The organism is Zobellia roscoffensis, from assembly GCF_015330165.1.
GTDB classification, from domain to species: domain Bacteria; phylum Bacteroidota; class Bacteroidia; order Flavobacteriales; family Flavobacteriaceae; genus Zobellia; species Zobellia roscoffensis.
The window spans coordinates 1,325,436-1,346,288 of the sequence record NZ_JADDXT010000002.1 but is presented as its reverse complement, the minus strand read 5'-3'; the positions used below and the strand labels follow the sequence as shown (position 1 = coordinate 1,346,288).

The 20,853-nt window shown below is 38.3% G+C and carries 21 protein-coding genes; 11 read left to right on the top strand and 10 right to left on the bottom strand.

All coding sequences use genetic code 11. From position 1 onward, the window contains the following. The first annotated feature begins 4 nt into the window (after positions 1-4). The 8 genes from atpG (at position 5) to IWC72_RS05770 (ending at position 7,317) form a co-directional block, all read left to right on the top strand. A complete protein-coding gene (gene atpG, locus IWC72_RS05805) occupies positions 5-865 on the top strand; it encodes an ATP synthase F1 subunit gamma (RefSeq protein WP_194525273.1) in 861 nt (286 codons plus the stop codon). Between the two features lie 141 nt (positions 866-1,006). Beyond that, entirely contained in the window at positions 1,007-1,450 is a 444-nt protein-coding gene (locus tag IWC72_RS05800) for a hypothetical protein (protein WP_194525272.1), read from the top strand. An 80-nt stretch (positions 1,451-1,530) separates the two neighbouring features. Further along, positions 1,531-2,997: a lipopolysaccharide biosynthesis protein gene (locus IWC72_RS05795; protein WP_194531090.1), complete on the top strand. Its 1,467-nt coding sequence runs from the start codon at positions 1,531-1,533 to the stop codon at positions 2,995-2,997. Between the two features lie 46 nt (positions 2,998-3,043). Then, entirely contained in the window at positions 3,044-3,478 is a 435-nt protein-coding gene (gene dut, locus IWC72_RS05790) for a dUTP diphosphatase (protein ID WP_194529131.1), read from the top strand. A gap of 25 nt (positions 3,479-3,503) precedes the next feature. After that, positions 3,504-4,439 (top strand): tetratricopeptide repeat protein, encoded by a 936-nt coding sequence (locus IWC72_RS05785; RefSeq protein WP_194529130.1) that lies wholly within the window; start codon positions 3,504-3,506, stop codon positions 4,437-4,439. 14 nt (positions 4,440-4,453) lie between these two features. Continuing rightward, positions 4,454-5,248, top strand: coding sequence for a DUF4292 domain-containing protein (locus IWC72_RS05780; protein ID WP_194529129.1), 795 nt, complete (start codon positions 4,454-4,456; stop codon positions 5,246-5,248). Next, positions 5,238-6,467: a murein hydrolase activator EnvC family protein gene (locus IWC72_RS05775; protein WP_194529128.1), complete on the top strand. Its 1,230-nt coding sequence runs from the start codon at positions 5,238-5,240 to the stop codon at positions 6,465-6,467. Before IWC72_RS05780 ends, IWC72_RS05775 begins: the two co-directional genes overlap by 11 nt. A 7-nt stretch (positions 6,468-6,474) precedes the next feature. Beyond that, the gene (locus IWC72_RS05770; RefSeq protein WP_194529127.1) at positions 6,475-7,317 is read left to right on the top strand and encodes an aldo/keto reductase; all 843 of its coding nucleotides are present in this window, start codon (positions 6,475-6,477) and stop codon (positions 7,315-7,317) included. Between the two features lie 7 nt (positions 7,318-7,324). On the opposite strand, the gene IWC72_RS05765 is transcribed toward IWC72_RS05770, so the two are convergent. Beyond that, complete coding sequence (locus IWC72_RS05765) at positions 7,325-7,837, bottom strand: acyl-CoA thioesterase (protein ID WP_194529126.1); 513 nt, start codon at positions 7,835-7,837, stop codon at positions 7,325-7,327. Between the two features lie 133 nt (positions 7,838-7,970). Beyond that, on the bottom strand, positions 7,971-8,993 hold the full coding sequence (locus IWC72_RS05760) for an HU domain-containing protein (RefSeq protein ID WP_317171391.1): 1,023 nt from the start codon (positions 8,991-8,993) through the stop codon (positions 7,971-7,973). A 42-nt stretch (positions 8,994-9,035) separates the two neighbouring features. Here IWC72_RS05760 and dprA point away from each other — a divergent pair, with 42 nt between their 5' ends. After that, a complete protein-coding gene (dprA, locus tag IWC72_RS05755) occupies positions 9,036-10,139 on the top strand; it encodes a DNA-processing protein DprA (RefSeq protein WP_194529125.1) in 1,104 nt (367 codons plus the stop codon). A 182-nt stretch (positions 10,140-10,321) separates the two neighbouring features. Here the strand turns inward: dprA and trpS are convergent, their stop codons facing one another. Then, on the bottom strand, positions 10,322-11,290 hold the full coding sequence (gene trpS / locus IWC72_RS05750; RefSeq protein ID WP_194529124.1) for a tryptophan--tRNA ligase: 969 nt from the start codon (positions 11,288-11,290) through the stop codon (positions 10,322-10,324). Between the two features lie 72 nt (positions 11,291-11,362). Between trpS and IWC72_RS05745 the strand changes: the two genes are divergently transcribed. Then, positions 11,363-12,103 (top strand): lysophospholipid acyltransferase family protein, encoded by a 741-nt coding sequence (locus IWC72_RS05745; RefSeq protein WP_194529123.1) that lies wholly within the window; start codon positions 11,363-11,365, stop codon positions 12,101-12,103. A 17-nt stretch (positions 12,104-12,120) separates the two neighbouring features. On the opposite strand, the gene IWC72_RS05740 is transcribed toward IWC72_RS05745, so the two are convergent. The 6 genes from IWC72_RS05740 to recA all read right to left on the bottom strand — a co-directional run bounded on the left by IWC72_RS05740 (position 12,121) and on the right by recA (position 17,965). Further along, entirely contained in the window at positions 12,121-13,041 is a 921-nt protein-coding gene (locus IWC72_RS05740; RefSeq protein WP_194529122.1) for a YeiH family protein, read from the bottom strand. A gap of 75 nt (positions 13,042-13,116) precedes the next feature. Further along, positions 13,117-14,001 carry a LysR substrate-binding domain-containing protein gene (locus IWC72_RS05735; RefSeq protein WP_194529121.1) on the bottom strand — a complete coding sequence of 295 codons (885 nt, stop codon included), beginning with the start codon at positions 13,999-14,001 and terminating at the stop codon, positions 13,117-13,119. A gap of 57 nt (positions 14,002-14,058) precedes the next feature. After that, positions 14,059-15,654: an outer membrane beta-barrel protein gene (locus IWC72_RS05730; RefSeq protein ID WP_194529120.1), complete on the bottom strand. Its 1,596-nt coding sequence runs from the start codon at positions 15,652-15,654 to the stop codon at positions 14,059-14,061. Positions 15,655-15,710: 56 nt separating this feature from the next. Then, a complete protein-coding gene (locus IWC72_RS05725; protein ID WP_194525259.1) occupies positions 15,711-16,283 on the bottom strand; it encodes an RNA polymerase sigma factor in 573 nt (190 codons plus the stop codon). A gap of 93 nt (positions 16,284-16,376) precedes the next feature. After that, positions 16,377-16,805 carry a hypothetical protein gene (locus tag IWC72_RS05720; RefSeq protein WP_194529119.1) on the bottom strand — a complete coding sequence of 143 codons (429 nt, stop codon included), beginning with the start codon at positions 16,803-16,805 and terminating at the stop codon, positions 16,377-16,379. Between the two features lie 152 nt (positions 16,806-16,957). Beyond that, positions 16,958-17,965 (bottom strand): recombinase RecA, encoded by a 1,008-nt coding sequence (recA, locus tag IWC72_RS05715; RefSeq protein ID WP_194525257.1) that lies wholly within the window; start codon positions 17,963-17,965, stop codon positions 16,958-16,960. 613 nt (positions 17,966-18,578) lie between these two features. Here recA and trhO point away from each other — a divergent pair. Then, the gene (trhO, locus tag IWC72_RS05710) at positions 18,579-19,610 is read left to right on the top strand and encodes an oxygen-dependent tRNA uridine(34) hydroxylase TrhO (protein ID WP_194529118.1); all 1,032 of its coding nucleotides are present in this window, start codon (positions 18,579-18,581) and stop codon (positions 19,608-19,610) included. A gap of 3 nt (positions 19,611-19,613) precedes the next feature. Here trhO and IWC72_RS05705 read toward each other — a convergent pair whose 3' ends face one another. Further along, on the bottom strand, positions 19,614-20,783 hold the full coding sequence (locus IWC72_RS05705; RefSeq protein WP_194529117.1) for an MFS transporter: 1,170 nt from the start codon (positions 20,781-20,783) through the stop codon (positions 19,614-19,616). Positions 20,784-20,853 lie beyond the last annotated feature (70 nt).

Sequence of the window (20,853 nt, the reverse complement as noted above, 5' to 3'; positions counted from 1 at the left end):
AAGAATGGCGAACTTAAAGGAAATACGAAACAGAATAGCATCGGTATCATCAACCATGCAGATTACCAGTGCCATGAAAATGGTGTCTGCTGCAAAGTTGAAGAAAGCACAAGATGCCATTACTGCAATGCGACCTTATGCCGATAAGCTTACTGAGTTGTTACAGGGGCTAAGTGCAAGCTTGGATTCGGATTCTGGTAGTGTATATGCTGAGAAAAGAGAGGTAAATAAAGTCTTGGTGGTTGCCATAACTTCAAACAGAGGTTTGGCAGGTGCTTTTAACTCTAATATCTTGAAACAGTGTACTGTTTTAATTAATGAGAAGTATGCTGGTAAGCAGGTAGATTTTGTTGCGATAGGTAAGAAAGCCAATGACTTCTTGGTAAAAAGGTCAAATGTTATTGCCAATCATAGTGATATTTATGACGATTTAAATTTTGATAGCGTATCTGCTATAGCCGAAGATTTAATGGAGCAATTCACCTTAGGGAACTATGATCGTATTGATATTGTGTATAACAAGTTCAAGAATGCGGCAACACAGATTATAATGACCGAGCAGTTTTTACCAATTGTTCCGGTTGAAGGGGCAGACAATTTGAGTAATGATTACGTTTTTGAACCTTCAAAAATAGAAATCATTGAGCAACTGATTCCTAAGTCTTTGAAAACGCAGTTGTACAAAGGTATCCGTGATTCTTTTGCCAGTGAGCACGGTGCACGTATGACCGCTATGCATAAAGCAACGGATAATGCAACAGATTTAAGAGATCAATTGAAGTTGTCTTATAACCAAGCAAGACAAGCTGCAATTACCAACGAAATCTTGGAGATTGTTGGTGGTGCGGAAGCATTGAACAATTAATACAATATATCAGCTTTGACCTAGTCAATGTAGATACTTATAGGATAAGAAACCCCACAGAAATGTGGGGTTTCTTTTTTTAGGATAGTCTTTGCGCATGCTTTACGCGTATGTATTGCCAAATATAATTAGAGGACTATCATGAAAAAATATATCTATATTTTAGGATTAAGCTTGGTAATTCTTTCGGGTTGTGGGCCTACAAAGAAACTGGAAACTATGGCGCCTTTTAGTTTAGGTGAAACTTATGCTCAAAAGTGGTCCGTTGGTGAACCAATGGAGGAGGATGGTTACGAGTTAGTGGTTTCCGTTCTTAGTTTAGACAACGATAATGCCGATCTAAAGAATATCTACTATAATGGAAAAATGGCACCTATTTCTATTGAAGTTACCGATAAGGGCATCATTGGGATATCCGAGTTTGGAAAAGTCCAAAGTTCTGAAGAGTTTCCTTTTGAGCTGACCGAAACCCAAGCGGTTATAAGTTATATGCAAAAGGATAAAGTAAAATACTACCAAATCAATGGTATTCAACAGAATCTTCCTATTTCCTACTCCAATTTAGACGAAAAAAATAGCCGCTAGAAAAAAGAAAGTCTTCGGGGTTTAACTTCCCTTTGCTACATCCCTTTAAATGGGTACTTTTGGATTTAAATACTTCGCTATTGAATCCGCTTAAAAAATTGTTCAAACAAACGGCTATCTACGGTCTTGCCACTGTATTGCCTAGAATGATTTCTTTCTTCTTGGTGAGGGTGCATACAGATGCTATGCCTCCGGAAATTTATGGCGAGTTGGCAGTTATTTTTGCGTATTTTGCTATGTTCAACGTGGTTTTGGCCTATGGTATGGAAACTGCATTTTTTAGATTTTATAGTAAGTCAGAAAACAAGGAAACTGTAATATCTACTTCCTTGATGTCCATTTTGGGGTCTACTATGGTTTTTATGGTGTTCTCATTATTATTTCAGGATGGAATGGCAAGCCTTCTGAACATTGACCCTAAGTATATTAAATACGTCATTTTCATTCTTTCGTTAGATGCCCTTGTCATTATACCATTTGCATGGTTGCGTGCCAATGAAAGACCGCTTAAGTATGCGATGGTCAAGATTTTGAACGTTGTAATCAATTTTGGACTGAATATTTTCTTCCTTTTGATATTGCCCGGTGTGGCGGCAGATAATCCTGATGGGTTATTGTCTGCATTGTACAGGCCTAATTTTCAAATTTCATATATTATCATAGCCAACCTTGTAGCAAGTGGTGTAACGCTCTTATTAATGTTGAAGCCGTATTTGATCAGTCGCTATACTTTTGATAAGAAGCTTTGGGAGCAAATGATGAAATATGCGATTCCCGTATTAGTTGCTGGGGTAGCATTTACCATTAACGAAGTTTTTGATAGGGTAATGCTAGAGGCTTTGCTTCCTGAGGACATTGCCAACAAGGAAGTAGGAATGTACAATGCCTGTGTAAAGCTGGCATTGTTTATGACTTTGTTCTCCACTGCGTTCCGTATGGGTATTGAGCCTTTCTTTTTTAGCCATGCCGGCACGGAGAATCCGCAAAAGGCATATGCCCAGATAACCAATTATTTTGTGGTTCTGGGAAGTGTTATTTTATTGGGAGTTGTAGTTTTTGCCGATGTTCTAAAAGTATTGTTCGTTAAAAATCCTGCCTATTGGGAGGCCATGTCCGTGGTGCCGATTATTTTGCTGGCAAGTTTCTTTTTAGGCATTTACCACAATTTGTCGGTATGGTATAAAGTTACGGACAAGACGCGCTATGGTGCTTTTATATCGGTCTTTGGAGCAATTATAACAATCGTTATAAATTACGTTTTCATTCCGTATATTGGCTATATGGCCAGTGCTATCGCTACGGTTATGGCGTATGGCAGCATGATGGTACTTTCGTATTATTTGGGTAAATCAAGATATCCGGTTCCGTATAACTTCAGAAAAATTTTATTCTATCTAGGTTTTTCAATTCTTTTCTCTGCGCTTTCGTTTTATGTTTTCAATAGGAATTTAATTATAGGAAGTATTTTACTTTTGTTGTTCTTAGGTTTGGTGTACAAATTAGAAAATGATAAACTGAAGGAAATCTTTCTAAAACGGAAAAGTTAACATTCAACAGAATCAAATCTATATTTTTTACGTTTAAACAAATAGTATGCAAATAAGAATAATCAACAAGTCGCAACATAGCCTTCCGCATTACGAAACTGGAGCTTCTGCAGGAATGGACTTAAGAGCCAATATTACTGAAACCGTAACTTTACAGCCCTTGGAAAGAGCTATTATCAAAACGGGCTTGTTTATTGAGCTTCCTGTGGGGTTTGAAGCGCAAGTAAGACCAAGAAGTGGTCTGGCAGCTAAAAAAGGAATCACGGTTCTTAACGCGCCCGGTACTGTAGATGCTGATTATCGTGGAGAAATTGGTGTGATTTTAGTTAATCTATCTAATGAAAGTTTTGCCATAGAAAATGGGGAGCGTGTTGCTCAATTGGTTATAGCCAAGCATGAACGCGCAGAATGGGTAGAAGTAGAAGAGCTTTCTGAGACGGTAAGAGGTGCAGGTGGTTTTGGAAGCACAGGTGTAAAATAGCTTTTGGAGGGTTTGTAGAATGAGAATGAGTCCAATCATATTGGTTTTTTTCTGGGGATGTTTATTTGTCTCCTTGTCTACTTATGCCCAAGAAACACCTGTGATTGATGAAAATCAAAGTTCAGAAATCTTTTTAGACGATTATTCGGATGATTTTCAAGAGAAATTCTTTGAAGCTTTAAAGCAGAAAGGAATTGAAAATTATGACAGGGCCATTAACCTCATGTTGGCCTGCAAACAGTTGGATGCGGACAATTATGTAGTAGACCATGAGCTTGCCCAATTGTATGTAAAGGAAAAGCAATATCCCGTTGCTGAAGAATATGCTTTAACAGCGCTTTTGGCAGAACCAAATAACCTTTGGTATACCAATACATATATAGAAGTATTGCAAAAGCAGCAAAAATCTATAGAACCATTAAGGGCGCAATTGCCTTTTGATAATGCTAAGTTCAAAGAAAACTTGGCGTTGGTGTACTATAGAAAAGGAAGGGCAAAAGCTGCTAAGGCTATTTTAACGGAAACCCCAAAATCTAATTTTACACAAATACTATCCGTTAAAATTGATGATTTAATTGAGGTACAAGAAGCTGCAATTACTAGAAGTTCGTTCTCTACGACAAATAATAATAGAGCAGAATCAGGTTCCTTTGAACAGTACAGGGCACGTATTCAAGGTATGCTGCGGACCAATAACTACTTAGCTTTGGACCAAGTGGCGGAAGAGGCATTGGAAAGTTATCCGTCCCAACCTTATTTTTACTATGCTCAGGGCTACGCCTTCAATAAAAAATCAAAACCGCGTGATGCTATTGAGTCGTTAGAAACAGGTTTGGACTATTTGGTGGGTGACATAGCACTAGCCAACAAATTTTATAAGGAGCTGGCAGATGCTTATAATTCCATTAACAATTCAGTCAAGGCAAATATGTATCTTCGTAAGATAAAACCTGGGTTTTAAACTTTACAAAGATTATGGCGTTACCCTTACGAATTGCCATGCGCTTTATGGCGCTGGTATCAATATCCTTTTTTCTTTCCTGTAAATCAAACAAAGTGCTGGCCGATGGAAAGGTAGATGGCAGTCTTTCGGCGAAAGCAATTGTCAAAAATCACTATGCCAATACTACCAATTTCAATACGTTGAGCGGTAAAATGCGTATTGATTATTCAGATGGCGAATCCTCACAAGGAGTTTCAGTAAGTCTCAGGATGGAAAAGGATAAAGCTATTTGGATGAGCGCTCCCCTTGGCATGGTAAAAGCATATATTACTCCGGGTAGGGTTACTTTTTATAACAAACTCCAGAATGAATATTTTGATGGTAATTTTGCCTACCTGAGTAAGTTTTTGGGCACTGAGCTAGATTTTGAGCAGGTTCAGAACTTGTTAATGGGGCAGGCACTTTTTGACCTGAAAGAAGCCAAGTATGACGCTTCCGTTGTGAACGGTGATTATCAGTTGAAACCGAAAAAAGCAATGGATTTGTTTAAGGTGATGTTTCAAGTAGAGCCCAAAAACTTCAAGATGGCTTCGCAACAGTTATCCCAACCTTTAAAGAAACGATTGTTGCAGGTGAACTACACGGACTATCAAAAGATTGGTAAGTACATTCTTCCACAACGTATTGCTGTTGCTGCTATTGAGGGTGATGACAGAAATACGGTCGATATTGAATATAAGAATATTGAATTTGACCAACCGATGAATTTTCCATATAAAATACCGAAAGGTTTTAAAGAAATTACATTAAAAGACGATGCCGAGTAAAAAGCGCTACATCGTTGTTTTTCTTTTATTCTGCTTGTCCGGATGGAGCCCTGCTTTTGCTCAGACCGAAGAGCAGGAAGAGCTTGAAGCCAAGCGGGAAAAACTGCAGAAAGAGATAGAACAAATCAACTATTTGTTGTTTGATCAAAAGAAGAAAAAAGGGAACGTCATTGACCAAATGGAAGCTTTGGATAATAAAATCAAGGTTCGTCAAGAGCTGATTAATGTGACCAACCGGCAATCAAACCTCCTCAATAGAAAAATCAATGCCAATATCAAGGCTATTTCAGATTTAAGGGATGAGTTAGATAGCCTTAAGGATGATTATGCAATGATGATTCAAAAGGGATATCAAAGCAAAATTCAGCAGAGTAAGCTAATGTTTCTTTTGTCTTCAGATGATTTTTATCAGGCATTCAAACGTATTCAATATATAAAGCAATACACCGAATTCAGACGGAAACAAGGGGAAACCATTGTGGTTAAAACTGAAGAGTTAAGTAAGCTGAACATTGGCCTTACTGCCCAACGGAAAGAAAAAGACCGTTTAGTCGCGGAGAACTTGAAAGCTAAGAAGGCCATGACGCAAGAAAAAGAAGATCACCAGGCGTTATTGGGAACTATTCGTAAAAGTGAAACAAAATTTGCAGCTCAAATTCGTGATAAACAGAATCAGGCTAAGGAAATTGACCGTCAGATTGAGCGATTGATTCGTGAAGCCATTGCATCAGCAAATAGAGATGCCGATAAAAAAAGCGATGATCCTAGCAAGTTTTTGTTAACCCCAGAGGCAGCAATCGTTGCAAATAGCTTTACGGCAAACAAGGGCAGATTAATATGGCCGGTTGAAAAGGGATTCAAAAGTCAAGGTTTCGGGGTGTATGCAGATGCTATTTACCCTGGTATTAAACACCAAAGCAACGGTGTTGTAATTACAACGGACGAAGGTTCAAAAGCACGTGCTATTTTTCGAGGAGAGGTTATCGCTATTCTTTCTATACCAGGAGGTAATAAAGCCGTACAGTTAAAGCACGGTAACTTTATTAGTACGTACTATAATCTATCCAACTTATACGTTAAAAAGGGAGATAGAGTCGAGGCAAAGACCGAGCTCGGCGAAATTTATACCAATCGGTCTAACGGACAGACAAAATTAAAATTTTACTTACACCAAAACACTTCAAAGTTAAATCCGGAAGAGTGGGTGTACCAATTATAAGAACTTTATGAAGAAGATAACAGATTTACAAGGCACTTTTAAATTAAGTAACAATGTAGCAATGCCATACCTAGGTTTAGGTACGTATCAAGCAGATAATGACCAAGAGGTGATTGATGCGGTAAGGAATGCGTTGAATGCCGGTTATAGGCACATAGATACGGCTTCGGCTTACAAAAATGAAGAAGGAGTAGGCAAGGGTATTGTTGAAAGCAATGTGGCAAGAGAGGAGGTTTTCTTGGTATCAAAACTTTGGAATGCAGACCAAGGCTATGAAAGTACTTTAAAAGCTTTTGAAGAGACTTTAGGGCGTTTGGGGGTGGATTACCTCGACTTATATTTAATTCATTGGCCGGTTGCCGGAAAATACAAGGATACGTGGCGAGCCATGGAGAAGCTTTATCAAGACAAGAAAATTAAGGCTATAGGAGTGAGTAATTTTTTACAGCATCATTTGGAGGATTTATTAGAAACTTCTGAGATTGTTCCCATGGTCAACCAAATGGAATTTCATCCGTTTTTAGTACAGCAAACACTTATTGATTTCTGTAACGTTAAAGGTATCCAGTATGAATCTTGGTCGCCTTTTATGCAGGGCGAAGTTTTTGATTCCAAATCTGAGGAATTTAAACAACTCACCGAGAAGTATCAAAAATCTACCGCACAACTCATCTTACGGTACAATTTGCAAAAAGGTATTGTAGCCATTCCAAAATCGGTACATGAGAATAGAATAAAATCTAATGCAGATATCTTTGACTTTGAACTTTCGGAAGCCGATGTGGCATATCTAGACGGTCTAGATAAAGGAGAGCGCAGCGGACCTGACCCAGATAATTTTGATTTCTAAGGAGTGGTTATTCTGTAAATAAGGCCTTTAATTCCGTGGCCTCGTTAGGTTTCATCTTACCGGCCAATACTAGACTGAGCTGTTTTCTACGCAAGGCGCCTTCAAAGCGTTCTTGCTCTAGCTCGTTTTCTGGTTGTAAAGGAGGGATTATAGTGGGTCTTCCGGTATCGTCTACTGCCACAAAAGTGTAAATAGCCTCGTTGGCCTTGGAGCGTTCGCCTGTGAAACGGTCTTCCATCCAAACATCAATATAAACCTCCATAGAGGTTCTAAAAGCACGCGAAACCGCTGCTTCTACGGTAAGAACGCTTCCTACAGGAACAGATTGATTGAACGCCACATGGTTTACAGATGCGGTAACGGTAATACGGCGGCTATGGCGGCGTGCAGCAATACTGGCAGCACGGTCCATACGAGCTAAAAGCTCTCCTCCAAATAAATTATTGAGGGGGTTGGTCTCGCTTGGGAGTACCATATCGGTCATTACGGTTCTAGAATCACGGGGATTTTTAGCCTGCATACTTCAATTTTTGGGCAAAGATACCTTTTTTAACGGGCATCATATCATAAGCTTTTGCGCTAAGCAAATGCTGATATTAAAAAAAGGTAAAATGCGTCTTTTCTTTGTAAATGATTAAATGTGAGGACTGGGGTTAGTGACCGGACTTTAACCAAGCATCTTTTTGGGTCAGCTTAATTTCACGCAGTGCATCTAAAGCTCTGTTAGAATCAGTGAAACTATCGTAAGCAACCAAATACAGGCCAAAGGGGTTTGTGCCTATGTAAGATGGGTTGAAACCTTTTTGCTTTAGTTCCTCTATTTTTCTATCAGCATTTGTGCGGTATCTAAATGCTCCTGCAATAATATGGTGCATGCGTTCCACAGCTTTTTCTTCTGTTTCTTTTTTAGAGGTTTTAAGCGTAATAGTTGGTAATTCTAACGGTTGTGCATCAAAAAAAGTGGCTTCTTGAATACGTTTTGAAACCTGTTGTTCAGCTTCCTGACGAGCTAATTGCTGATTGGTAACGTTGGATTTATAAAATTGAAATCCCGTAACTCCCAATGTTAATGCAATTAATGCAACTGCAGCATATTTCAAATAAGGACGCAGGGTTAGGGTTTCACGTTTTTCTGGAGTGAAGGCAAAAGGAATCTTTTCTTCTAATTGTACGACTTCTTCTTTTAAAACTTCGCGGGTTACTGGAGCCGAAACAAACGAAGACATTCCGAAAGAAGACGTCAAGTAATTTACGTTACCCGAAGGCTGAAATTGAATCTTATCTTCTGAACTGTACCAAAGTGTACCAATATCGGCTAAATTTAACTGATTACCTTTTTTAAGGTCTGCTTTCCATTCGCCAACGATTTCGCCCACTTGTATTAGCATTTCCTCAAAAGAAACTCCTTCTGTTTCAGCGGCATAAGAAACCAAAAGTCCGTCGTTTGACAACAGCTGTTGGTTAAAAGAAACCGTTTTTACAGGTGGGTAAAAAGTATTTGTACTCTCATGTATAACGGCGGATTTCTGCTCTGTTAAAAAAGCTCCAAAACCTGGCACGACTACACAATTGTAGCGATACATTAATTCAGATATATAGCGTTCTAGTCCCATTCTACGCAAATATGGAAAAAAATAAAGGGTCATACCAGAGCCCACATAACTTTTTATTAACATTATAAATTGTGTATTTTGTGGATAACTTTGATGCCTTTATAAATGACTACAGATGAATTGCTTGCGGTTTTGCGCCTGCAAGGTGCCCCAAAAATTGGTGATGTAACCCTGAAAAAATTAATTGCACACTGTGGAAGTGCGCAAGCCGTTTTTGAAGAAAAAAGACAGAATCTTTTGAAAATTGACGGTATAGGCACACATGCTTTACAAGGGCTCTATGATGGGGAACATCAAGAAGCTGCCGTTGATGAGTTTGAATATATCAAACGAAATGATATAGGATTCTCCTATTTCATGGATGCGGATTATCCGTCATATTTAAAGCATTGTATAGATAGTCCGGTTTTACTCTATAAGAGGGGAGACATTAATTTGGAGGGACGCAAACTGATAAGTATAGTAGGTACGCGTAACATAACCAGTTATGGAACTGCATTTTGCGAGAAGTTCATAGAAGACATTGCCCCATTGAATCCGATTATAGTTAGTGGTTTTGCGTATGGAGTTGATATTACAGCTCAAAAAGCAGCTGTGAAACATGGTTTACAGACTATTGGCTGCTTGGCGCACGGGCTCAATCAAATCTACCCCAAAGTACATAGTAAGTACCTTCTGGATGTAGAAAAGAATGGTGGTTTCTACACCGAATTTAGAAGCTCAAGCAATCCGGATAGAGAAAATTTTCTAAAACGAAATCGGGTTATTGCCGGGATGAGCGAAGCTACGGTCGTTATAGAATCGGCAGAAAAAGGAGGTAGTTTGGTAACTGCGGATATTGCCAATAGTTATAACCGAGACGTTTTTGCCGTACCGGGAAGAGCACAAGATAAGTATAGTTCAGGATGTAATAATTTGATAAAACAGCAGAAGGCTCATATGTTAACTTCGGCAGCGGATTTGGTGTATTTGTTAGGTTGGGACGTTGTCAAAAAAGCCACACCAACAATTCAAAAACAACTCTTTATTGAACTGGAGCCAACGGAGCAATCCATTTATAATTATTTGCAAAAAGATGGGAAGCAATTGTTAGATAGTATTGCTCTGGAATGCCAGTTGCCTATTTTTAAAGTTTCATCAACACTGTTAAATATGGAAATGAAAGGAATCATACGCCCGTTACCTGGAAAACTGTTTGAAGCTATTTAACAAAAACATAAATTTCTAATAGAAAACTACCGACCAGGCAGTCGGTAAAATTTTAAGCCCCTAGCTAAATACAGGTATTATAGACCTTTATCGATAAAAAACTTCTAAAAATCGGCTAAAAAGTAAAGTGTAAAATCACCTTCTAAAAGCAGAACCGACTCATGAGTCGGTTCTGTTAAAATTTAATAACCCAATTTTTCGCGTACCCTTTCAAGAACACCATCGGCAACTTTACGTGCTTTTTCAGCACCAATGGCCAAGGCTTCGTCCACTTCTTGAAGGTTGTTCATATAGTATTCATACTTCTCACGGGCATCACCAAACTTATCTATAATAACTTCGTAAAGCGCTTGTTTGGCATGGCCATAACCATAGTTTCCTGCAAGGTAGTTGGCACTCATTTCTTCAATCTGTTCTTGAGCGGCCAAAATTTTATATAAGGCAAAAACGTTGTCGTTAGTCGGGTCCTTTGGTTCCTCCATAGGCGTACTGTCCGTCTGTATACCCATGATCTGTTTCCTTAGTTTTTTATCGGTCTGAAAAAGATTGATCAGGTTGCCCCTACTCTTGCTCATTTTCTCTCCATCGGTACCGGGAATGTACATGGTGCTTTCTTGAACCTTACCTTCGGGTAGAACAAAGGTCTCTCCCAGTTGTGCATGAAAACGAGAAGCTACATCACGAGTAATCTCAAGATGCTGCATCTGGTCTTTTCCAACGGGTACAATATTGGCATCGTATAAAAGAATATCCGCGGCCATTAACATAGGGTAGGTAAACAATCCAGCGTTAACATCTTCCAAGCGGTCTGCTTTGTCCTTGAACGAATGCGCCAAGGTGAGCCTCTGAAACGGAAAAAAACAACTTAGGTACCAGGAAAGCTCTGTAGTCTGCGGTACGTCGCTCTGTCTATAAAAAACAGTTTGATCAATATCCAGTCCAAAAGCAAGCCAAGTGGAAGCTATAGCATAGGTATTTCTGCGTAATTCTTCCGCATTTTTAATCTGGGTGAGCGAATGCATATCCGCTATAAACAAGAACGATTCGTTCTTTGGGTCTTGCGCCATTTCTATCGCGGGTATGATAGCACCTAAGATATTTCCTAAATGTGGGGTGCCCGTACTTTGTATTCCTGTTAAAATTCTTGCCATTTGCTTATTTTCAAAGAAGCCCAAAGATAAAAGAAATGGGTTATACCTCATAAAATTGTTACTTTTGATTTTATGCCCAAACCACTTAAAAAAATAGGCTATACCTTGTACCGCATTTGGTTCTATATTCTGGTTGCCTTGCCCATCCTTTTGTTTTTTCCTTTTTTATTATTGAGTACGTTGTCCGAGAAATGGTATCCGCAGTTTTTTTGGATGGCCAGAAACCTTTGGGCCATGCCTATTTTGTATGGAATGTGGTGTCCGCCAAAAATATCTTGGGAGCAGAAAATAACAATGGGAAAGAGTTATATGCTCGTTGCAAACCATACCAGCATGTTAGATATAATGCTTATGCTTTATGTCAGCAAAAATCCTTTTGTGTTTGTTGGAAAGAAAGAATTGGCAAAGATTCCTCTTTTTGGATTTTTCTTTAAACGGGTGTGTATTATGGTAGATCGAAGCGACGCTAAAAGTAGAACAGCGGTTTACAGGCGTGCACAAAAACGATTGAGCCAAGGATTAAGTATCTGCATTTTTCCCGAAGGTGGAGTTCCGGATGATGAAAGCATTCTTCTGGATAATTTTAAAGACGGAGCCTTCAGAATGGCTATTGCCCATAAAATACCGGTCGTTCCCATGACGTTCTATGATAACAAAAAGCGATTCTCATTTTCATTTTTTAGTGGAGGTCCTGGGCTGGTTCGTGCTAAAGTGCATCGATTTTTTGAAACTAAAAAACTTTCCGAAGAGAATAAGGCGGGACTACGCGAAGAGGTGAGAGCGGTCATTTTGAATGAGCTTCAAACAAAATGACCGCTGCATAACCAAGACTAGTATAATATATAGACTAGGGATAGTACTGAAATAAATATCCAAAGAAGAACGGCCAAAACCATGGGACGGATACCTGTTTTCTTCAAGTCGTTTATAGAAATAGTCGAACCCACTAGAAACAAGGTCAATACCAAAAGATGTTTAGAGCCTGATACTAGAAGACTAGTTGCCGGTGCAGGGATAAGGTGGTAACTGTTTACGAGTATCGCTCCAATAAAAAGAAGGATGAAATACGGCCACTTCACTTTTTCGCCTTTGGTTTTAAAAACAAACATAGAGAGAAGGGATAGTGGAATAATCCAGAGCATACGTGATAATTTCACGGTAGTAGCTATTCTTAATGCTTCATCACCATAGCCTAAAGCGGCACCAACCACAGAACTTGTATCATGTATTGCCACAGCACACCAGAGTCCGAATTGGTGTTGAGTGAGGTTTAGGTAATGTCCAACAGCCGGAAAAACAAATAAGGCTACAGAGTTTAACAGGAACACGACGCCTAAGGCAATACTTATGCTTTTACTTTTTGCGTTGATTACGGGAGAAATGGCCGCAATGGCACTACCACCACAAACTGAAGTTCCAGAGGTAATCAAATGTCCTAGTTTGGTGTCTAATTTTAGAAGTTTTGTGAGGAGAAAGCCTAGGCTTACGGTTAAAAGAATGGATAAGAAAGTTAAGGTAAAACCTTCTTTACTGGTCTCCAAGGTTTCTTTTATGAACATACCAAACCCTAAACCTACTACAGATACCTTAAGAAAGGAATGAATGGCCTTATGGCAATATGCCTTAAACGGATTATTAAAAAATAAGGTAAAACCAAAACCAAGAAGTAGTGCCGTAGGGCTATTTACCCATCCGCTAACTACTAATAATGCTAATCCTATAAATATTGCTTTTGTCATTCTATCTTTCATATCAACTTCATTTACTGATACAAAAATAGGGGCGTTAAATTACTTTTAAGCAATTTAATATGCTATAGGAAATAACTAAAAGTTATAGTTGTTTCTGGCGAATTTTTCAAAGTACTCCATTACGTTAGATTGATAGCCTGTTCTAGAAACAAAGTAAAACCAACGTTCAATGGAAATATTCTTAATGTCTATAATTTTCAATTTATTGGCAATGAGGTCTTCATTTATAGCATGAATGGATAGTAGGGCAAAAGTATCCGAGTGGTAGAGATAATGTTTAATAGCTTCGGTGCTATTTAGGGTAACAATGTTGTTCAGTTTTTTAATCTGATGCTCTTTTAGAAAGTGGTAGATAATTTCTCTGGTACCGGAACCCATTTCCCGCTCGATCATAGGTAGTTTCTGAAGGGTCTCTGTGGGTATCGTATTTTGTTTGAAAGCCGAATTTTTGACGCTGGTAACCAGTACAATTTCGTCTTTTATAAATTTTTTATAGTGCAGTTTGCGGTTGGTGTTGCTGCCTTCCGTGATGCCAAAATTTAATTGTTGGTTTAGAATGGATTCTTCTATTTCTTCTGAATTGCCACTTTTTATATCAAAATGGGTATGTGGATGCTGCGTTCTAAACTTCGCAATAATCTTTGGAACTATATGGTTGATTAAGGTGGTACTTGCTCCAAAGTGAATGGAATCAGGAATATGTTCTTTCTGATGCAGAAACTGATTTTCTATTTCGGAATGTATATCTAGTATTCTATTGGCATAGACTAGAAAAGCTTTTCCGTCTTCTGTAAGTTCAATTGAATTCCGTTTTCTAAGAAAGAAAGTGGTTTTGTATTCATCTTCAATAGTACGGATGGCTTTGGATACGGCTGGTTGTGATATAAAAAGTTGCTCTGCCGCTTTTGTGAAACTAGAGTGAAATGCCACCGCCTTAAAAATTTGAAGCTTCTGTTTCATCAATCAGTTTTTACAGTGTGCAAACTACCTAAAAATAAAGAAGGGCTGAGAATAAATTTAGAATTTAAAATTAAGTCCACTGTAAACCCCAATGGTAAACGGATTGAAATCTCCGGATACATCTGAGAAGGTATTCAATTGATATTTAAAAACTGGTTCTACGTTAAAACGTATTTTAGGAGTGAATTTGTAATTAACACCAAACCCAATGTTGGTACTAAAGTTAACGGAGTTCACATTGTTCGCTTCACCTATTTCGGTTGTTAACTCCCCTGATGTAAGGGTTACGGAGTTGTCTATCAGAAACAATGAGCTTACACCGCCCAGTATATTCAAGCCAAATTTGCGATCTATCAATGCGTAGTCAAGCTCTAAAGGCACCTCTAGATATCCAAATTGCTGTGCCATGGTGCCGTTTCTTTGGTTAGGATTAGCGTCTGTGACTTCAAAAGCAAACATAGCATCGGCATTTGCCAGACTATTAAAGTTGCTATTTTGGCCGGTGACCACTATGTTTTTTGCAGTACTGGCATAGTTAATATTCTGTATTTTTTCTGAGGAGGCTTCTTGTAAGGTAGAGGTAAAACCAACATCATTGGTGTCATACCCATAGTCTACTTTATTTAGCCCGGAACGTATGCTTAATTTATCATTTAAAGCATAGGCAACGGTTAGACCGTAGCTAAGGTTAGTATTCCCGGATTTAGAATTTTCATTAAAAATGGAATTTACTGGCGAACCGTCACCAATTGCATTGTAATAAACGGGAGCAACATTGGGTCCTGCAGACCAACGACCGGTTTTTTCAGTGCTTACAATTTCTTCCTCAGCTTCAATTTCATCAAAAATGGATTTCATTTCGTTTTCCTCTTTCTCTTTTTGAACGGACGTGATGTTTTCTACTATTTCTGTTTGGGAAACTGAAGCTGGATCATCGTCTTTTCGAAGTTTCGTTTCTGGGCTATCTGCATTGTTTATGTTTGAAGCTATGCCGATTGAATCACTAACGTTAGTTTTTGATGTTTCTATATGCTCTTCGTTTGAGGGAGAATGGTTTGATGCTGTTATAGGTTGATTGTCTTTTTCCAGGTTGGAAGCATAGTCAGGTTTGTTAGAGGTACTCATAATGGTTCTAGTATTTTCGGTACCATTTGGTTTTTTTTCTGTTTGAGCAACTTCTGTGGTTATATTTGATTTTAAACCTGACTTTTCGTACGTACTTTTGTGAGAATTAGTTTGAATCTCGTCAGCATTCAAAGTAGTCGTAGTTTTGTGCTTTGTTTCCTTATTTGAGGACTCTGGGGTTATTTCAGAATATGTGGATATACTAGACTCATTTTCAACAACTTCGTCTGTGTTGTCTAAAATAAACTCATTGGTATTTTTAGGGGTGTTTTCAATTGTATTTTCCTTTTGGTCAACATCTGTGAAACTACTAGGAGCTTCGTTTTTAGTCTCAAAGGGATAGAAAGCAACTAATCCAATAACCAATGCCGCTGCAGCTCCGCCCAGGGTCCACCAGATAGGAAAGGCCCTTTTCTTTTTCTTCTTGTTCAGAGAGGCTTCAATGGATGTCCAGACCCTTGGGTCCGGCACCTCCTCAAAGTCGCGAAACTTTTCCTGAAACAGGTTTTCTATATTTTTTTTACTCATTATTCAATGCTTAGGTACTTGGTATTTTGTTTTTTTGATGTACTCTTTTTCAAAGGTCAAACGCAAAATCCTATCAAAAGGAAGATGAGTAGGCCAATGATGGCTTTATTCTTTGTAATCTCTATTTTTTCTTTTAACAACTTGCGTGCTCTGGCCAGATTACTTTTTGATGTGCCCTGGGTGGTACCTAAAAGCTCGCTGATTTCTTTGTGGGTATACCCGTCTAAAACATATAGGTTGAATGTAAGGCGGTATTTATCCGGTAATTCTTGAATGTGTTTTAGTAATACGTCTAAACTTAAATTTTCATAGCTGCTATCCAATACCGTTTCTGTATCTTCAATTGCATCGCTTACTAAGCTTAAAGGCTCATCTTTACGGTATTTTTGAAGTACGGTATTGACGGTAATACGCTTTAGCCACCCTTCAAAAGAGCCCTTGTGTTTAAACTGCCCCACTTTTTCATAAATGACCAAAAAACTGTCATGCAAATTGTCTTCGGCTTCCGTGCGGTTACGCGAATACTTTAAGCAGATACCGAACAAGGTGCGAGAATAATCGCGATACAATTGTTCTTGTGCCTTGCGGTTTCCTTTTTTGCAATTAATAATGAGTTCTTCTAGACCCAAAGTGACGGCGTGTTTTTTAAAACATTTGGTTAATCGTTATATACTTGCTTAAAAAAGTTCTTGTGAAGTACTTACGATTTAGGTTAAAGATAATTATTCTTTCACTGGCACTTCAATTTCTATAAATTCAGCTTCTCCCTCAACATCATCGCCCGTATAAAATCTAAAAATATAAGGTTCGGTATAAAGAACTTCAAACTGAAATAAATCTTCAATTTCATCATTAACGTCGGCGCAAGAATCTTTCTCTAAAGCAATACCAATGGCAGAAACGGTCCTAATTTGACTAGTGTCCGTAAAAGAACGGGTCACATCAAACCGATCAAATAAATTACAATCGTTAGTTCTTAGAATGTTAACATTTACATCATATACTTCTCCGAGTTCAAAGGTATCCGGCAAAGTGGCTCCTGTAATTTCTAAAGGCGTATACTTAAAGTTTATGTCGTCATCATTTAAACTACAAGATACTGTAGTTAGCGCAAATGCAATTGTTAAAAGCTTAAGGTACAATTTACCCATAGTATTCAAATTTTTTATAATAGATGGAAAATTGTTACAAGGGTTGCGTGAAGTATTCTTAAGCTTAGGTTAAAGCGTTGCGCCGTTATTATACGATTATCAATAGTCGTATAATAACGGCGCAAGGTACTCTTAAAGGAAGATATTCCTAATTATTCTTTTAGAGCTTTAATAGCAGCTCTGATTTTTCCGTCCAATTCTTCAAAAAGTTCTGGGTTGTCTAATAATAAGGACTTTACGGCATCACGGCCTTGTCCTAATTTTGTATCTCCATAACTGAACCAAGAACCACTTTTCTTAACGATTTCATACTCCACGCCAAGGTCGATTATCTCTCCGACTTTAGAGATTCCTTCGCCATACATAATATCAAACTCAGTAGTTCTAAATGGCGGTGCAACTTTGTTCTTCACAACTTTTACACGGGTTTTGTTCCCTTGAACATTACCATCTGTATCCTTAATTTGTGTAGATCTACGAATGTCAAGTCGTACCGAAGCGTAGAATTTTAATGCGTTACCACCAGTAGTTGTTTCAGGGTTTCCGAACATTACGCCAATTTTCTCACGTAACTGGTTAATGAAGATTACGGTACAATTGGTTTTACTGATAGAACCGGTAAGCTTCCGAAGTGCTTGTGACATTAACCTTGCGTGAAGCCCCATTTTAGAGTCTCCCATTTCACCTTCAATCTCACTTTTAGGGGTCAACGCAGCAACGGAGTCAATAATAACAATGTCAATAGCACCAGAACGGATCAAGTTATCGGCAATTTCCAATGCTTGCTCACCATTATCCGGTTGAGAAATAATCAGGTTGTCAATATCAACACCTAGTTTTTGAGCATAAAAACGGTCAAAAGCGTGCTCTGCATCAATAAAAGCTGCAATTCCTCCGTTTTTTTGAGCTTCGGCAATAGCGTGTAAGGTCAAAGTGGTTTTACCCGATGATTCCGGACCGTAAATTTCAATGACTCTACCACGTGGGTAACCACCTACGCCTAAGGCTATATCTAGGCCTAATGAACCGGAAGGGATGATTTCAACATCTTCCACCACTCTATCGCCCATTTTCATTACGGCACCTTTTCCGTAAGTCTTATCTAATTTATCTAAGGTTAACTTAAGGGCTTTTAGTTTTGCATCTTTTTCCGAGCTCATATTTTCTTTTTTTTAAGGGATGCTAAATTAGCATTTCTTTTATCATAATGCCAGTTCTGCCATTCATTTTCTAAAAATAGGGTACGGGTTTTTTTCGCATTCGCAATACGTTAAAATTTCAATAATTATTATTCGGTTCGTAAGGTATCCGTTTGTTACACGTCTAAAACAGAAGTGTTTATTAAAAAAGTTGTTTCAATAACGCAACCTTGAAGGCGGCGTAGTATCTTATTTAAAATACTGTTCCGGTCATGAACCGGAAACTAACTCAAATAAGTGCCCCTTTTTAGTGTTAGGGGACAATGGTGATCGTTTCCTTTTTAATGTGTTCTTTAAAGATGCTATGAAGAAGAAAAATTGGAACGGTCAATAAAGAGCCTTGATTTTGTCAGGGCTCTTTTTTATTTTTTACTCGATATTCAAGTTGAATATTCCGATGCTTTACTTGAAATCTAAGTATATTCTATTTTATTGTTTCTTGAATCTACCCAAGGTAGTTTACGGTTGATGTTTGTCTTTTTACTTCCGTTCTACCGTTATTAAAACAATCCTCAATATTTCTTATCTTTGCCCACTTAAATTATTCTTTACAAACTTAAAACATTGGTATAGCATGCAACTGTACAATAACTTAAGTGCAAAAGAAAGAGCGGCACTTATTGAAGAAGCCGGTCAAGAACGTTTGACTATCTCTTTCTACAAATATGCACAGATCGGTAATCCGGAAATATTTAGAAATCATCTTTTCATCAATTGGAACGAATTGGACGTTCTTGGGCGAATTTATGTGGCTCACGAAGGGATAAATGCCCAATTATCCGTACCTGCCGAAAATTTTGAAGAATTTAAAACCCATTTGGACAGTATTTCTTTTTTGGAAAATGTTCGGTTGAATATCGCCATTGAGCAAGACAATCTCTCTTTCTTAAAATTAAAGGTAAAGGTGAGAAATAAAATTGTGGCAGATGGTCTGGTAGATGATACTTTTGATGTAACAAATAAAGGTATTCATGTTGATGCGGAAAAATTCAATGAACTTATAGAAGACCCAGATACGGTTCTGGTAGATATGCGTAATCACTATGAGAGCGAAATTGGTCATTTTAAAAAAGCTATTACCCCAGATGTTGATACGTTTAGGGATTCATTAGATATTATTGAAAAGGACCTTGAGAATCATAAAGAGGATAAGAAACTGGTCATGTACTGTACGGGTGGTATTAGATGTGAAAAAGCAAGTGCGTATTATAAGCATAAAGGCTTTAAGCAAGTATATCAATTGGAAGGTGGTATTATTGATTATACCCGCCAAGTGGAGAATAAAAACCTTGAAAATAAATTTTTAGGCAAAAACTTTGTTTTTGATCACCGACGCAGCGAGCGAATTACTGATGATGTAATTGCCAACTGTCACCAGTGTGGTAAACCATGTGACAACCATGTAAATTGTGCTAACGAAGCTTGTCACCTTTTGTTTATTCAATGTGATGAGTGCGCCCAAAAGATGGACAATTGCTGTTCGGACAGTTGTCAAGAAATAAATGCCTTGCCTTTTGAGGAACAGAAAGAACTGAGAAGGGGAAAAGGGGCCAGCAATAAAATTTTTAAAAAGGGAAGGTCAGAAGTCTTAAAGTTTAAAAAGTAAGATTTAAATTTTCTTATCCCCAAAACCCAGATGGGCAATTAGTGATACAATTGAAAGGATTAGACCAAGAGTAGATACACCCATCCATTGGTAGTGCTGCCACGCGTAAGCGCCTAACACGGTTCCAAGGGCACCTCCTAAGAAAAAGATAACCATATAAACCGTATTTACACGGTTACGGGCGTTCTCATTTCGGGAGAATATAATGTTCTGATTGGCAATATGAAGTGATTGTTGGCCAAGGTCTACCAGGATAACACCAATTATAATGCCTATGATTGAGTGATGGGAAAACAAAAATACAGCCCAAGAGAGAATTAAAACTAAGGTAGATATAATAACAATTCGGTTTTTGCTCATACGGTCGCTTAGTTTTCCTACTACTGTGGCTGCTAATGCGCCTACCACTCCAATAAGGCCAAACATACCGGTAATACCACTTCCATAGCCAAAATTATCCTCCATTAGAAAAACTAAAGTTGTCCAAAAAGCACTCAGCCCTGCAAATGAAAGTCCGCCTCTTACTGCTGCAAGTCGCAATGGAGGTTCGGTTTTAAAGAAATGAATTAATGATTTCATCAAGTCTTTATAACTGCCTTCATAAACAGGTTTGATCTGTGGCAATTTTAATTTTAAAACAATAAAAAGGATAAGCATCATTACCGTAGCTACAAAATACATAGTGCGCCAACCAAATTGCTCGCCAACAAAACCACTAATAGCACGACTTGCCAAAATACCAATCAGCAATCCGCTCATGACAATGCCAATGGCCCGGCCTCTATTTTTAGCATTTGATAATTGAGCAGCCATAGGAACGAACAGTTGTGGTAAAGCAGAGGTACACCCAATAAAGAAACTGGCAACAACAAGTAGCCATAATGAAGTTGAGAACCCTGCAGCCAATAGCGATATGAGCATAAGTGCAAAATCAAATTTCAATATTTTTTGATTGGATATCATGTCGCCCAAAGGAACTACAAAAAGCAACCCAAATGCATAGCCTAACTGAGAAGCCAATGCAACATTACTAACAGCAGATTCTGTTACCCCAAAACTTACTGAAATCATGTGCAGCAGAGGTTGGTTGTAGTACAGGTTGGCTACAATTAGACCAGCAGATAGGCTCATGAGATAGAGAACGGTATTGCTTAGGTTTTTTTGTTTTTCCATAGAATGGAGCATCCAATATTTTTAAACATAGAGGTAACTAGTACAAAGGAACGAAGAACCCGCCTAAGTT